This is a genomic window from Microbulbifer mixtoriginis (SeqCode), assembly GCF_052467515.1.
Genome location: NZ_CP174314.1, coordinates 2590328 through 2605421 on the forward strand (window position 1 = coordinate 2590328; position 15094 = coordinate 2605421).

Consider the following 15094-nt stretch of genomic DNA (forward strand, 5'->3'; position numbering starts at 1 on the left):
TCAGGGGAGTCAATGAACAAGTTACACGCCCTTGAGGCATACTGTTTGGTATGCGAAAAACAAAACTTTGCAGCTGCTGCTCGCGAACTCGGCATTTCCGCAGCAATGGTTGGTAAGTACATTAAGCAGTTAGAAGAGGAACTGGGCTGCCTGTTGGTGATGCGCAATACACGCAAAGTATCAATAACCGAAGCGGGCGATGATTACTATAAGCAAATTTCACCAATACTAAAAAAACTCCACTCCGTCGACCAGGCGATGTCAGAATATAATCAAGAGCCCAGAGGCAGGCTATCGATATCGACCAGCATAGAGCTAGGCAGTCAATATTTTTCAGGATTGATTGCCAATTACCGCAGGCTATATCCTCAGGTATTCCTGGATTTTCACCTCAGCAATGACCCACTCGATTTACTCGACAATAAAATCGATCTCGTTTTTAGAATCGCACCAGAACTACCCGACTCTAGCTATATCGTCCAATCTATCGCGAAAACTAAGCTAGCACTCTGGGCAAGTGATTCTTACATTGAAAAGAATGGGCTCCCTGAAAACATGGAGTCATTAAAGAAGCATCAATTACTTTTCTTTAACCACAGCATACGAGGGGATCACTGGCTATTTCAAGACAAAGAAGAGATAAAAAAAATCAAACTCCCCTGGGCCTGGCAATCTAACAATGGGAGGCTATTGAATGAGGCAGCTGCTGAGGGACAAGGAATAATCCAAGCCCCTTATTACTCTGTCAAATCTTATGTCGACTCTGGCCAGCTCACTGAGATTCTACCTAGATTCACAATAAAGCCACTAACTATTTTTGCGCTCTACCCTCATCGCTGCGAACTTTCCCTGAAGGTTAAAACCTTTATAGATGTGGCTAAGAGCTATTTTGAGCAACATCATTCCGAGCAGTTCTGATTCAATGGATGTATTCAAACGTACTTACTCAAATCTAGGCCCTGGTATCATTTGGGTTGCAAGCAGTATTGGCATATCTCATATCGTGCAGTCTACTCGCGCAGGTGCAGATTACGCTTTCGCTTTGATTGGTTTTATTTTCCTAGCTCATTTAGTCAAATACCCTTTTTTCAAAATCGGTCCAGAGTACGCTGCTGTCACCGGCGAGAGTTTATTGGAAGGCTATAAAAAACACAGTCGACTTGGTTTTTATAGTTATATGGCTCTCACATTTCTAACAATGTTCTTTGTTCAAGCTGCAGTTACGATTGTCACAGCTGCTTTAGCGCTCAATTTATTTGGCGATATCCTAAATGTTTCAGAGTGGTCTGCCATCATTCTGGTCATTACCTGTGCAATATTGATTGCTGGTCAATTTAAATGGCTGAATGAAAGTTTAAAGTGGATGGTCCTCATACTGGCTATTGCCAGCTTGATCACACTCATTGCTGCAATAAGTCAATATGGGCTTCTTCCCTCTAAATCCCATTTAACAGCCGATATAGTACCAGCTGTGAGCATCGCATTTGTTGTCGCCTTAGTCGGCTGGATGCCAACTTCGATTGAAGTTTCTGTTTGGCACTCTATTTGGTCGGAGCGAAGGATAAAGGAAAAACCAGATAGAGGGTTTGCCAGGAAATCTCTCATATTTGACTTTAAGGTTGGCTATTTCACCAGTTTGTTATTAGCGATTGTATTTGTATGGCTAGGCGCATTAGTAATGTTTGGGAAAGATATTGAACTATCTCAATCTGCAGGCATATTTGCTGGTCAGCTAATCAATATTTATACCGAATCTCTAGGTGACTGGAGCCATTTAACAATCAGTATTATCTGCTTTATCGCGCTTTTCTCAACTACCTTTGCAGTCTCCGATGGGTTTCCTCAAGTTTGGAGAAGTGCCTTGAGATCATCGAATAGTATCAAGATCCCCGAAAACAGAGTATACGTATCCACCCTTGTTATACTAAGCCTTATAAGCTGGTTTATTATCTCCCTATTTGCTGATCAGTTAAAAAACCTTATCGACTTTGTAACCACTTTATCTTTCGTTTGTGCTCCAATCTTTGCTTTACTCAACATTCTTGTTATGAACGGGAAATGGGTACCAAGAGAACATCACTTAAAGGGATGGTACTTAGTTTACACTTATGCCTGCCTGTGCCTAATGATAGGTTTTAGCTTTTACTTTATTTATTGGCGCTTCTTGAGTAACTAACTATTCCTTTGCAACATCAGCCGGCTTGAAAAGTCTATAAAAGTAAAGCTCAGGGATGAGCGCAACATCTAAGGTCATCTAAGCCTTAGAGATCAATCCGTCTTCATCTTAAGCTTTCCTAGTACTTTGTTGACACAAGTTGCAGTCCGGGGAAATCAGCTTACTTCATGAATACTGCCCTCATATTCAGGGGTACTTCTGAACTCTCCCGCAAAGGTTATATAAATCGTTTCAGCTACAGACTAAATTTTTTACCCTGAGTTAAGCCATCTAATCAGTTGGCATTAGATCTATCAAGGTGGTTACTTGGAATGCTATTCCTACCTCTGTAAAACTGAACCTCTCACTTAATGAGTGGCTCATCATAAGCTAGCTCCTTTCAGCATGAACAACCCCAAAAGGAAGGCCCATTGATCACCTCTTAATCACTGGGTACTCATAGGTAGGCTTGTACTCAACTGATGAAGCTCCAAATCATCACTTCTTCCACGCCAAAACTCTCCTAAGCGACTTCCTCTAAACGCTCCTTAAGTGCCAAACTGTCATAGGAAAAATACAAATACACATCCCAATATCAGGCCAAATATTTGGTTGCAAATGAAACCCTCGCCCTATTCTTTGCGGCACAGTAGGATAAGTCATCCGCCTGCAGGTGCAGAGCGGCACTAAGGAACAGAGTAATCAGAAGACGCTATGACTACACAGCAGTTCGACGACCTGAATGTCGTCTCCCAGGAAGTCCTGATCAGCCCGGAGATGCTGAAAGCAGAGCTCCCCATTAGCGATGCAGCCGAAGCGACCGTCGCCAAAGGGCGCAGCGCCGTGCGTGATATCCTCGATCGTAAAGACCACCGCTTGATGGTGGTTATCGGACCTTGCTCCGTTCACGATGTGGACGCTGCAATGGATTATGCCAAGCGCCTGAAAGCGGTGGCAGATAAGGTTTCCGATACCCTGCTGATAGTAATGCGAGTCTATTTCGAAAAGCCCCGCACCACAGTTGGTTGGAAGGGCCTGATCAACGATCCCCACTTGAATGATTCCTTCAAGATTGAGGAAGGCCTTCATATCGGCCGCAAGCTACTTTTAGATGTCGCCGAACTGGGGCTGCCCACCGCGACAGAAGCACTGGATCCAATCTCTCCCCAATACCTGCAAGATCTGATTTCCTGGTCAGCCATTGGCGCACGCACTACCGAATCCCAAACCCATCGGGAAATGGCCAGCGGCCTCTCCTCTGCTGTGGGCTTTAAGAATGGTACCGATGGCGGATTAGAAGTAGCGATTAATGCCTTGCAATCTGTCGCTAATCCCCACAGATTCCTCGGTATCAACAAGCGCGGTCAGGTTGCCATTATTCATACCTCCGGCAACCCTTATGGCCATGTTGTGCTTCGCGGCGGTAACGACAAACCAAATTACGATTCGGTCAGCGTTGCCATGTGTGAACAGGAACTACGCAGCGCCGGTATTACCCCCAATATCATGGTCGACTGCAGCCACGCCAACTCCAATAAAAATCACGAATTACAGCCCCTGGTGGTAGATAACGTGACTCACCAGATTCTTGATGGTAATCAATCAATTATTGGCATTATGGTGGAGAGTAATCTGAAAGCCGGTAACCAGAAGATTCCCGCCAATCTGAATGACCTGGAATACGGCGTCTCTGTTACCGACAAGTGTATCGATTGGGAAACTACCGAGTCCCTATTACTGGGTATGGCCGAACAATTGCGAGAGCCACTGAAGAGTAGAACTTTCTAAGTATGTGACTTTATAGGGGGCTGCGTCCCCCCTTTTCTCTAACTTGCAGCTATTTATTTCTAATACTGACTGCCAGCCCCTCCCAAGCGCCCTCATGGCGAGCTTAGATATCTCCTAACCACCAAAAGCCTCAGAAAGGCTGACAATGGGACGCCGTAGGAGTACCCTCCCCACAGTAAACAGGGCATAGGAAGCGGTTTTCCAGATAGGCAGGGAATCAAGCCTGTACAAATATTGATCAAGAATAAATCTTTTAGAATAGAAGCAGCTAAATGGAACTGCAGTCTAATAAAATACTTACCTATATACTGGGTGGTTTTGTTCTGATATGGCTCTTTGTGAGCCTTAGCTTTGCCCTAGATACTGGCTCTGTATTCTCCTGGATTGCCACCACCCTACTTTGCCTTCTCGCCGTAATCACTTTTTCGTTCAAGAAAGATCACTATATTGATTTTGAAACTAGGCAGTACGTGTCTCAAAATCGAATTCTCTGGCACAACTGGACAGAAGAAAAGCCCCTCACGATTTTCAAAGGTATTAAAATAGTTTCCTACTCTAACCACTCTAAAGAGAGCAGAAGTGGCCATACCAGCTATCAGGTAGTGCTTATTTTCAAATACGCGACTTTTAATGAGGGCATTACGGCAAGGTCCTACCAGCAATTAAAAGAAGCTCAACGCTATGCTTATGAGTTAGAACAACGGACAGGCCTAGCACTGCTTGCCTAAGATCAATAGACAAATACCATAACTCTTGAGGCTCTGCGAAAAGCCTCACATTTACACACCCTGATTTTCCCCCTGCAATTGGGGAGCCCTCAGCAGAAACTCTAAACTACCGACATTTCTATGTTCTTTTGAGCATCTGGCACTTTCAAAGCCAACCCACAACCATTAAGAGGTACCCACTATGGAATCCGTAGAATGGGATATGTCCTCGACAACCATTGTTCGTAAGCTTAATGATGACGCTGAGCAAGATACATTTCCCCCACCTCACCTGGACAAAGTGAAACAGGGGGAGCTTTTAAGATTTCATGCCCATATCAATGTGGAACAAATGCCCCAAGGACATCACTTAAAGAAGGCAACTATTTTCTCGAATGTGCCTAATGGAGGAACTTGGGAGCTGATATGTGATGAAGGAACTGCGGTTGGAGGCCGGGGTAGCGCTCCATCACCCATCATGTACTTTTCTGCAGGGTTGGCACTCTGCATGATGTCTCATGTAGAGATGCTGGCACAACTCTCTGATATTCAACTTAAGCAGGTAAGGCTTGAACAAAAGACCGAATTTTCAACCACTCTTAACTTTGGTGGAATTCAACCCGAAAAGGTATTTGGCCAGGGTGACCGGGTGGAGATTCACTTGATTATAGAAAGTGATGAGACCGAGGAAAAACTCGTGGAGTTTGCCCACTGCTGCCGGCAAGCCTGTATGTCGCTACAAACGGTAGCCAAAGCCACACCTGTCACAACCTCTCTTTATCTCAACGACAAACCTATACCTTTTACATAAACCCAGCTGGCTTCGTGATACTCAGGGTGAAGCGCTAGCAGACAGATTATGAAACCAAAAGCTTCCGAATTCAGACCTCTGCTCCCCATATGCCGCCTCCCTATAGATTAATTTGCTCAATTTTTTGTGAAAAAGTGAAAATGTCTTTATTAATCACATTAAAATTATCTTTCTCACAGCAGATAGGAGCCCTAAAACGCACATTGGGGCTTACATTTGACTAAAGTAAAATTCTGCTAGGTTGCGCGAGGGAGGTCGCACAATGCATTTTTTATTTTTGGTACTATTGTTATTCTCTATTGCCAATATTAGCACGGCTCAAGAGCGACTCGCACAGCTTCCAACTGACGCCCAGCCACTACAAATTCTCGGAAAAACTGACTACCAAAGTGGCAATAACTTCTATGCATTTAGTGAAAAAGGACGTTACTACTATCCGGTAGATCCTCCTACCGCTATTCGCCAATATGAACGCCCAAGAAACCTATCTTTTCGTTCTACTCGTCCGGAAGCAAGGCCGCGGCTGACCCGAGGACAAGTTGCAGGCTGTATGAATATGGCAGCAGACAAGGCTAATGCCAATCCTGCTAAGGGCGGCAAAGTCTATATACGCGAATACAATATGTGTTTAGAAAACACCCGTAGGCTATTACCAAACCCGTAGTAAATGAGGAGCTTAATTCAGAAGACTTTTTAAACCCCTCCATCTTTTGCGAGCGACTAATAGCTAGACTGGGTGACTTTTCATCTGCGCTCAACAATACGCTTTGATACACTATGATAAAAGATTAAGAACTAGCAAAACCAGCCAAATACAAAGCAACAATCCCACCAAGTCAACCGATGTAGCAATAAAACCTAGTAAATACCCTATCCAGCCACTAGCCAACCCTGCTCTGCATGGCAAACATCACTCCCTGGAGACATCCGCACCTCCAGCAAAGTAGGCCCCACTAGTGTCCTTATATAGGTTAAACACAACAGGTATCATTAATACTCACAGAATTCCCCCCCCCAGCCACGCAACTGAAAATAAAAAAATACATTCATCTCATGGCAAAGCCCTTTTCAGTGCTAGACGACCAAAAGACAATCAACTTCATATCCCCCCCAACTGATAAACACTTTTACCTGCCCTGTTGTTACCTTTGCCATGGAATAGAATTTAAATTCCCTAAAAACATCATCAATTAGAGCAATTTTTGCACCCCAAGAAAATATCAGAAAACTTTACTATTGGTTTATTTTCCTTTATTTCGTTGTAGTCTTTAAAACTAGTGGTGAAGCAACCGAAACTTCCAATAGAGCGCATTGGGACACAACACACATTTGAGTAGACTTGTTGCCAAGTTGGGAGAAGGAGAAAACGTTATGCGCTATTTATTTTCAATGATCTTACTGTTCTCTCTTGCGGGGTACGGTGTAGCCCAAGAGCGTCTCGCTCAGCTACCTGCCGGCTCTTCACCAGTACAAATACTCGGCAAGACTTACTATCAAAGCGGAAATACCTTTTATGCCTTTAATGAACAAGGCCGTTATTTTTACCCAGTAAATCCGCCCACTGCTATCCGTCAATATGAGCAGCCCAGAAATATGTATTGGCGCGGTTCTCAGCCCCGTTACTACTGGCGCGGTTCTCAGCCTCGTTATTACTGGCGCGGTTCTCGACCTAACTACTATTGGCGTGCGCCTACGCCTCGCTACTACGGTCTGACTCAAGACCAAGTAAGAGGCTGCATGAATTTCGCGGCAGACAAGGCGAACCGTAACCATGCGAATGGTGGTAAGATCTACATCCGCGAATACAATCAGTGCATCAGTAACTACCGCTAACAGGATTAGTAACTGATGACCTATCAATAGAGTTTGCGAAGCAAACTTAAGGGGCCGCAAGGCCCCTTTCTTGTTGGTTGAACCTTTCTGAAACCTTTGTCGAACAATATCAAAACGATACACAATCGGAAGACTGATCGAATAGCCGTGTAAAAGGACAATTTCTAGCAGCCTCAATAGGGCATTTTTCCTTCTCTACACTATGCTTGCCCTGCCTAACAACACAAATGTCGCCATCCACAATCCTGGAGAGCACTATGTCCGCCAACCATAAAGCAACTTCTAAAAAGTTACTTGAGCTTTGGGGGGACAACACCCCACATGAAGCCTCAGATTATTTATCTGCCAATTACAAAAATCACCAAATGCCAGATGCCTCTGGAGGTACCTCAACAGAAACGCTGGAAGAGTGGCAAGACTTAGTGAAGGAGTTTCACAATAGCTTCTCCGACGTAAAAATGGAGATTTTACTGCAAATTGCAGAGGGTGATTATGTATGTACCCGTTGGCGCGTAACGGCCACTCACACAGGTAAATTCATGCAGTATGAGGCCACCAATAAAACCAGCAGCTGGACAGGCACCCATACTGATCGCTACGAAGGTGGAAAGATGGTAGAAAGCTGGGTGGATTGGGATAAATACTCTTTCCTTGAGGAGCTGGGGCTGATCCAGTAAACCCTAGGAGCTAAAACCCCGGATCTGATAAATGTGAATTCGGGGATTTAGTTAGATACGGATCTCATCGAATTACTATCAACAATAAACTGCCATGACAAAAGTTCTTGTTACTGGATTTGAACCTTTTGGCCATACACCAATCAACCCGGCCGAAACCGTGATGCGTGTACTGGATGGCACCCGCATTGGCAGCGCTGAAGTCTGCGGTCTACTTGTGCCAAACAATTTTTTCGAATGTATCGAGATCGTCACGAGGGCTATTAACGAACTTCGCCCACAAATAGTGATGATGCTCGGTGAATATGCCGGCCGTGCAGTTATCACTGTAGAGAGAATTGCACAAAACTATAATGACTCAACACGCTACCGCCTTAAAGATAACCGCGGGGTGGAGATGCAGGACGAGCCCACCATACCCAATGGCCCGGTGGCCTATCGCAGTAATCTACCACTTCGCGCTATGGTAAAAGCCATGCGCAATGCCGGCGCTCCCGCAGATATTTCCGACACTGCCGCCACCTTCTGCTGTAACCACCTGATGTACGGGGTACTTCACTATATTATTACCAATCAGCTGGATATTCGCGCAGGCTGGATACACCTTCCTCAATTACCTCAAGTAGCCGCGCTGGCAGAAAACATCGGCACCCCCAGTATGTCGAGAGAGACAGCGGCTCTCGGAGTGCATGCCGGAATTGAATCTGCACTGGGGCACACTGAGGATATTGATGAACCTATTCTCTCCAAGCCCCAAATTTAGCCCGGTTTCAGCGTTGTATATTTACACCGCCTGATGCCCAGAGAGATGTCTTTCTAATGAATAGCAAGCCTGCTCCGATAGGCTCACAATCAATAATTCTTCACTTAACTCATGGGTGGCGTATCCTTCCCCACTATCTTTTAATAGCCCGTCGCTAACCGATAGCAGTATCGCCCTGGGCACTGATTAATACGAACGCAATTCTGCAGGGTTTATCTCCCCGATTGACCCAGTTATGAACGGTAGCTCGCTGAATTAAAGCATCACCTTCCGATAAGTGGATTACCGTATCCTCCCCCATCTCCATGTCGATCTCTCCGGAGAGTACAATTGCATAATCCAGGCTATCTGTGCGGTGTATACGAGGAGTTACCCCAGGACCAAACTCCACCACCTTGAAGATTGAGCCACCAGGTATCACAGTGCCAACCTCACGTGCGCCCTTATCACTATTCTCTGAGTCAATCTCAACGGGCAGCTCAACTGTCGTCCAGAATTGTTGCTGTTCCATATGCGAGCGCCAGCTAGATATATGTTCACCGCTGTCATCTAGAACCACAATAGGTCTACCAGAATTATCATGCCCTGTTACTACACGCCTTAAATTTAGCCCCATACCTTTCTCCACTCAGATTTCAGATCAACTTAATCAACAATAGATGCCCCCTAAAATTTGATAGGTTCAAGTAGACAACCAAATAATGAACATCACTGTCATATATTGTTACAGTCCAATCCAATAAGTAATAGCTCCCCTATAAAAAAGCTATAACTTTTAATATCAAGCATTCAATTACCATACATAATGAGATTCTAGAGAAACTAAAGACACTCCAAAATTCTGATAGCAGATACATATTCATTTATTGAGATATTTTACTTACAAGCTAAAAAGATCCCCTCACTTTCCCTAAAGTCATGATTAATTGGACGGCATGAGTAAGCAAACGGAACTTCCTTATCAACATCGATGGTGGGTACTAGGCGGCCTTGGACTTGGCCTAATGATCATCAATATTGATGTCACCGTGATCAACCTTGCGATCCCTACTATAGGAGAAAATTTTTCCGCAAAAATATATCAGCTGCAGTGGGTTAACAATATTTATCTTATTGCCATGGGCGGGCTAATCATTACTACGGGTAAGTTTGGAGATCGATTTGGTCATAAAAACACCCTCATGCTGGGCATAACCATTTTTCTTCTAGGATCAGTAATTGCCAGTGCAGCCCCCAACCTTGAGACCATAATCGCCGGCAGGTTTATACAAGGATCTGGCATGGCAGCCTCTTTCGGCATGATTTTTGTTCTAGCGGAAAGCCACTTTCAAAAGTCTGAACAAGGCCTAGCCGTTGGCCTACTGGTGATCTTTACCGCTACAGCTCAGTCAATAGGCCCGATTCTAGGCGGCTTTATTGTCACCCACCTGGGTTGGAGATGGGCCTTTTTAATCAATATTCCTGTATGCTTGCTATGTCTCACCATCTTGCAAATTTTCGCAAAAAGAGATTCTCAAAACAAAAAAATATATATTCATTACAAATCAGGATTTCTTATTCTAGCGGCCTACCTCCTAATATTACTTTCACTTAACCTTGAACCTCACAAAGGAATAGCCAGCTTTCAGTTTATTCTACCTCTTGCATCCTCTTTAGTTATCTTAATTTTTGTTTTCCTTTGGCAGAGAACCCTACCCCAACCATTGATAAACCTGAACCTACTCCAAAGCAAACTTTTCCAAGGATTACTTATAACTCGCGCATGCTTTCAAATGATATTTGGCTCTTTCCTATTTATTTTACCTTTATACCTAGAGAATATACTTGGCTATGAAGCTGCCAAGGTTGGCCTCATCATTCTCACAATGACAATATTCTTATGCTTTTCCTCAATTGCAGCTGGAATATTCAATAATAAATTCAACCCCATCCCCTCCATCGTCTTTGCCCAATTTACCTGTCTAACAGCTGCTCTATCACTAATACTGATGCCAGATAAACTGTCCTGGCATTACCTCATATTCGGGATGGTCTTTATGGGTATTACTGCCGGAATAATGTACTCCTCAACCAATCTTGCAGCAGTTCAAAGTGCCCCAAAAAATGAAAAGGGAGCAGCTTATGGGCTGTTCATCTCTAACACCTACCTCTGGTATGCTGCAGGAATATCATTCACAGGAATAATAGTAAGCACTGTCAGTGTCCGAACTTTCACAATGCTCTCAAAAGAAACTCTCTCCAATGAGCACCAAGTTAATATGCTGGATGTTCTCCCCTTTATAACTGGAGCTCAACCTCTTAAAAAAATAACAAGAATTTTCCCAGATTCTTCGCTACATTCTCAAGTTTTGGAGTGGGGGCAAGCATCATTTCACTCTGGATTTCATGCGTTAATGATCGCTTTTCTCTGCTTATCTCTCACTGGGTTACTGGCTAGTTTACTTTTCAGAAATACCACTCAGTTTCTTAGCAAAGATGGGGCATTATAAGTAGTCATCAGTTACAAATAGTACTCAGTGCCAAATAATTACTACTTTGTAGGAGTACAATAGCCCCATACACTCACACCCCTTAATCCTCTATAATTCTCTGCTATGCCAGAGTTACCAATTTATTCCGCCCTACCAGAGTTATTCAAAGCACTGGAAACACACAACAATGTGGTACTGCAAGCTCCTCCAGGCGCAGGCAAGACTACCGTTGTTCCCTTGGCCCTGCTCGAAACCGATTGGTTGGGGCAACGCAATATCATTATGTTGGAGCCTCGTCGCCTGGCTGCGCGCACGGCTGCGGCACGTATGGCTGCCCAGCTCGGAGAGAAGCTAGGCGAGACTGTGGGTTACCAGGTACGCGGGGAACGGCGGCGAAGTGCGAAAACCCGTATCCTGGTTGTTACCGAAGGTATTCTTACCCGGCTGCTGCAGTCTGATCCGGAACTGTCAGAAACCTCGCTGGTTATTTTTGATGAGTTTCACGAGCGTAGTCTTCAAGCCGACTTATCCCTGGCACTGTGCCTGCAATCCCAGGAATATCTGCGCGAAGACCTGAAACTATTGGTAATGTCTGCAACCCTGGAAACCGAGGCAGTAGCCAGGGTGCTCGGCGGTGCGCCAGTGGTCAGTAGTGAGGGGCGCAGCTTCCCCGTACATATCGATTACCTTGGCCCGCGGGAGGAGCCCGATGATCACCGCTCTATGCCCACGCTCATGAGTCGCAAGATTCTCGAAGCACTTCGCAAAGAGTCAGGCAGTGTGCTCGCATTTCTTCCGGGAGTTTCCGAGATTCGCAAGGTGGAGGAGTTACTGAGCGAACAACTCGCCTCTGCGGCTGATCTCAAACCAGATAGCATTATTCTCGCCCCACTTTATGGAGACTTGACCCGCGAACAGCAGGATCAGGCCATCGCTCCGGCCGCTCCTGATCAACGCAAAGTGGTACTAGCAACCAATGTGGCAGAAACCAGCCTGACGATTGAGGGAATCCGCATAGTTGTGGATTCCGGCTTAATGCGAGAGTCTCGCTTCGATCCTAACAGCGGTATGAATCGGCTGGAGACCTGCCGAATCTCACAAGCCTCTGCCACCCAGCGCAGCGGCCGCGCCGGGCGCCTCAGCGCTGGATTTTGCCTGCGACTGTGGAGCGAGGGCCGCCAACGCAGCCTCAGCAGTAAAAACACCCCCGAAATAATACGCAGCGATTTGGCCCCCCTGGCGCTGGAATTAGCTCAGTGGGGAGTCAGTGATCCCACCGACCTGAGCTGGCTGGACCTTCCCCCCACAGGTCCTCTAGCCCAAGCCCAGGCACTATTAAAGCAACTGGGCGCACTAGACCAAGACTTGCGCATCACTCCACACGGCAGCGCCATGCTCACCCTGGGTTGCCATCCACGCCTCGCTCATATGATGCTTCGCAGCCTCGACTGGCATCTATCACAACAGGCCTGCCTGTTAGCCGCGCTACTGTCAGAGAGGGATATCTTCCGGGGAGAAGCACGCTGGGATAGAGACATCAGCAAACGTATCGAAGCACTACAGGCCCATTCTAAGGGGCAAAATATCGACCGCGGTGCTGTGCAACGTATTTGCCAGCAGGCCAACACTTGGCAAGGGCAATTAAAGGATTTCAAGCCGCAAGAACCTCGTAACAGCGATAGCATTGACCAGGCCGATAGAATCGGGGTGCTATTGGGGCTCGCCTATCCGGATAGAATTGCCAAAAGCCGCCAAGATAGTGCACGCCGCTACCTGCTTTGCAGCGGCCGAGGCGCACATTTCTCGCACGAAGACGCCCTGGCTCTCAGCGACTTCCTTGTGGTTGCCGAACTGGATGGACTGGGGCGCGATGCGAGAATACAGCTGGCCGCTCCAATTTCAAAAAACGCCTTACAGCGCTGTTTTGCCGACCAAATCGAGCAAAATACCACTATTCGCTGGGATGATACCGCCGGGCGTGCCGAAGCCCTGGAGCAGGTCACACTGGGCAAACTGGTGCTGCAGCAGCAAGTCGCCAGAGATGTTCCATCAGAGTTATTGAGCCGGGCACTACTCGATGCCATTCGCCAAAAAGGGCTTTCTCTACTGCCTTGGAGTAAAGAAGCCCTACAATTTCGTGCGCGGGTGGCGTTTTTGCGAAAGGAGGAAAGTGGCAAGTCACCACTGGAAGGCACTCCGCTGCCCGACTGGAGTGATGATACGCTGTTGCAGGCCCTTGAGCGCTGGCTATTACCGCATCTACATGGCTTCCATAAATTTGAGCAGCTCAAGCAGCTGGACCTGCTCAATATTCTGCGCGCACAACTCGACTGGGCCCATATTCAGCAGGTTGATGAGCTGGCTCCCAGCCACTACACCGTACCCAGCGGCTCACGCATTGCTATCGATTACGAAGCATCCCCACCAATCCTGGCTGTGCGCTTACAGGAACTCTTCGGCCTGGCACAAACCCCCGCAGTTTTGCGTGGGGGATACCCGCTAATGATTCACCTGCTCTCCCCTGCTCGTCGCCCGGTACAGATCACTCGCGATCTGGCTAATTTTTGGGCAAACACCTACGAAGAGGTCAAAAAGGAGTTGCGTATCAAATATCAGAAGCACTACTGGCCAGATGACCCCCGTACCGCGGTCGCCACCAACAAGACTAAAAAGAGAATGGATAACCCCAGGGGCTCCTAAGAGCCCCAAATCAAGTTTTTCAGCCATGTTAAGTCCACATTCAGCAATCCCCCACTAGATTACAGCAATTTAAGTTGGCGTTTGCCAATGGGGAACAATATCTGTACTTTTCTGCCAATAGATTACTAACAGACAAAACATCTAAGCTTAACTATTACATCTAGTTGGAGAACGACCTTGCATAGGAAGCTAGCGCTATTTTTCAGCCCACTACTCTTTCTTGGCTGTAGTGATGATTTACCCGACATCATTATTCCCGTAAATATCGATTACGATGAAGAAATGCGCCTGTTTGTGGAGGATATCAGCAAGTATGCAAAGGGCCTTGAGCGAGACTTTATTATCGTTCCGCAAAACGGTATTGAGCTGATCACCACCAATACCAGGACCAATGGCCCGGTAGATGACGCCTATGTGAACTCTACCGATGGTATCGCCCAGGAGGCGGTCTTCTTTGGGCAGAACGGTAATGTAGACCAACCCACCAGCGAAACTGAAAGCAAGCGCCTGCAGGACTATCTCAACCTGGCCAAGGAGAAAGGCCGTGAAATCCTGGTGACCGATTACGCCTATAGCGAACGCAATATTGACGAGTCTTACGAGGAGAACGAGAAAGCCGGCTACATCTCCTTCGCAGCCGACAATACGCTTCTGAACAATATTCCTCCCTACCCGGAAAAACCTTTCAATGTGAACAATGACGACATTGATAAGCTGGAAGATGTCAAAAATTTCCTCAATATCACCAATACTTCGAACTACTCCTCGCCTGAAGTTTTTGTTGACGAGTTATCCAAAACTGACTACGACCTGCTGATTATCGACTTCTTCTTTGATGGCGAGCCCTATACCGAAGAGCAGATCAAGCAGTTAAAAAAGAAGAACAATGGCGGGGACCGCCTGTTGATGGCCTATGTCAATATTGGCATGGCCCAGAGCAACCGCTACTACTGGCAAAACTCTTGGTCCGCCAATCCGCCGGCCTGGCTACTGGACGAAGTCCCCAATGAATCGGGCAACTATTACGTGGAGTACTGGAAAGCCGGCTGGCAGGACATTATCTATGGCAACAACAGCTCCTATATCTTCAGGATCGTAGATGCAGGCTTCGATGGTGCTTATATGGATGGCATCGACGTTTTTGAATATTTCGATTCCCTCGAAACCGAGGAATAAGAGCAAACCTCGC

13 protein-coding genes are annotated in these 15094 nt (G+C 46.3%); 12 read left to right on the top strand and 1 reads right to left on the bottom strand.

All coding sequences use genetic code 11. The annotated features are described in order from the left end of the window. The first annotated feature begins 12 nt into the window (after nt 1-12). From ACJJIT_RS10985 to pcp, 9 genes are all read left to right on the top strand, one after another. Entirely contained in the window at nt 13-918 is a 906-nt protein-coding gene (locus ACJJIT_RS10985) for a LysR substrate-binding domain-containing protein (protein ID WP_444898402.1), read from the top strand. Further along, nucleotides 890-2176, top strand: coding sequence for an NRAMP family divalent metal transporter (locus ACJJIT_RS10990; RefSeq protein ID WP_444898403.1), 1287 nt, complete (start codon nt 890-892; stop codon nt 2174-2176). Before ACJJIT_RS10985 ends, ACJJIT_RS10990 begins: the two co-directional genes overlap by 29 nt. 693 nt (nt 2177-2869) lie before the next feature. Continuing rightward, nucleotides 2870-3943 (top strand): 3-deoxy-7-phosphoheptulonate synthase, encoded by a 1074-nt coding sequence (locus ACJJIT_RS10995; protein WP_444885211.1) that lies wholly within the window; start codon nt 2870-2872, stop codon nt 3941-3943. Between the two features lie 272 nt (nt 3944-4215). Beyond that, the gene (locus ACJJIT_RS11000) at nt 4216-4671 is read left to right on the top strand and encodes a hypothetical protein (protein WP_444885212.1); all 456 of its coding nucleotides are present in this window, start codon (nt 4216-4218) and stop codon (nt 4669-4671) included. 181 nt (nt 4672-4852) lie between these two features. After that, nucleotides 4853-5461: an OsmC-related (seleno)protein gene (locus ACJJIT_RS11005; protein WP_444898404.1), complete on the top strand. Its 609-nt coding sequence runs from the start codon at nt 4853-4855 to the stop codon at nt 5459-5461. A 262-nt stretch (nt 5462-5723) separates the two neighbouring features. After that, nucleotides 5724-6125: a hypothetical protein gene (locus ACJJIT_RS11010; RefSeq protein WP_444898405.1), complete on the top strand. Its 402-nt coding sequence runs from the start codon at nt 5724-5726 to the stop codon at nt 6123-6125. Nucleotides 6126-6832: 707 nt separating this feature from the next. Continuing rightward, the gene (locus ACJJIT_RS11015) at nt 6833-7294 is read left to right on the top strand and encodes a hypothetical protein (protein ID WP_444885215.1); all 462 of its coding nucleotides are present in this window, start codon (nt 6833-6835) and stop codon (nt 7292-7294) included. A gap of 257 nt (nt 7295-7551) precedes the next feature. Next, the gene (locus tag ACJJIT_RS11020) at nt 7552-7971 is read left to right on the top strand and encodes an ester cyclase (protein ID WP_444898406.1); all 420 of its coding nucleotides are present in this window, start codon (nt 7552-7554) and stop codon (nt 7969-7971) included. Nucleotides 7972-8065: 94 nt separating this feature from the next. Next, the gene (gene pcp / locus ACJJIT_RS11025; RefSeq protein ID WP_444898407.1) at nt 8066-8734 is read left to right on the top strand and encodes a pyroglutamyl-peptidase I; all 669 of its coding nucleotides are present in this window, start codon (nt 8066-8068) and stop codon (nt 8732-8734) included. A gap of 154 nt (nt 8735-8888) precedes the next feature. Here the strand turns inward: pcp and ACJJIT_RS11030 are convergent, their stop codons facing one another. After that, nucleotides 8889-9350 (bottom strand): cupin domain-containing protein, encoded by a 462-nt coding sequence (locus tag ACJJIT_RS11030; protein WP_444885217.1) that lies wholly within the window; start codon nt 9348-9350, stop codon nt 8889-8891. A 319-nt stretch (nt 9351-9669) separates the two neighbouring features. Here ACJJIT_RS11030 and ACJJIT_RS11035 point away from each other — a divergent pair, with 319 nt between their 5' ends. From ACJJIT_RS11035 to ACJJIT_RS11045, 3 genes are all read left to right on the top strand, one after another. After that, nucleotides 9670-11223, top strand: a complete 1554-nt coding sequence (locus ACJJIT_RS11035) for an MFS transporter (RefSeq protein WP_444898408.1) — start codon at nt 9670-9672, stop codon at nt 11221-11223. Between the two features lie 105 nt (nt 11224-11328). Further along, nucleotides 11329-13905 (top strand): ATP-dependent helicase HrpB, encoded by a 2577-nt coding sequence (hrpB, locus tag ACJJIT_RS11040; protein WP_444898409.1) that lies wholly within the window; start codon nt 11329-11331, stop codon nt 13903-13905. Between the two features lie 177 nt (nt 13906-14082). Beyond that, entirely contained in the window at nt 14083-15081 is a 999-nt protein-coding gene (locus ACJJIT_RS11045) for an endo alpha-1,4 polygalactosaminidase (protein ID WP_444885220.1), read from the top strand. Nucleotides 15082-15094: the final 13 nt, after the last annotated feature.

Coding starts and splice junctions, on each gene's coding strand:
- ACJJIT_RS11035 (WP_444898408.1), top strand. CDS start 9,670: ATGAGTAAGCAAACGGAACTTCCTTATCAACATCGATGGTGGGTACTA.
- pcp (WP_444898407.1), top strand. CDS start 8,066: ATGACAAAAGTTCTTGTTACTGGATTTGAACCTTTTGGCCATACACCA.
- ACJJIT_RS11005 (WP_444898404.1), top strand. CDS start 4,853: ATGGAATCCGTAGAATGGGATATGTCCTCGACAACCATTGTTCGTAAG.
- hrpB (WP_444898409.1), top strand. CDS start 11,329: ATGCCAGAGTTACCAATTTATTCCGCCCTACCAGAGTTATTCAAAGCA.
- ACJJIT_RS10985 (WP_444898402.1), top strand. CDS start 13: ATGAACAAGTTACACGCCCTTGAGGCATACTGTTTGGTATGCGAAAAA.
- ACJJIT_RS11010 (WP_444898405.1), top strand. CDS start 5,724: ATGCATTTTTTATTTTTGGTACTATTGTTATTCTCTATTGCCAATATT.
- ACJJIT_RS10995 (WP_444885211.1), top strand. CDS start 2,870: ATGACTACACAGCAGTTCGACGACCTGAATGTCGTCTCCCAGGAAGTC.
- ACJJIT_RS11020 (WP_444898406.1), top strand. CDS start 7,552: ATGTCCGCCAACCATAAAGCAACTTCTAAAAAGTTACTTGAGCTTTGG.
- ACJJIT_RS11000 (WP_444885212.1), top strand. CDS start 4,216: ATGGAACTGCAGTCTAATAAAATACTTACCTATATACTGGGTGGTTTT.
- ACJJIT_RS11015 (WP_444885215.1), top strand. CDS start 6,833: ATGCGCTATTTATTTTCAATGATCTTACTGTTCTCTCTTGCGGGGTAC.
- ACJJIT_RS11030 (WP_444885217.1), bottom strand. CDS start 9,350: ATGGGGCTAAATTTAAGGCGTGTAGTAACAGGGCATGATAATTCTGGT.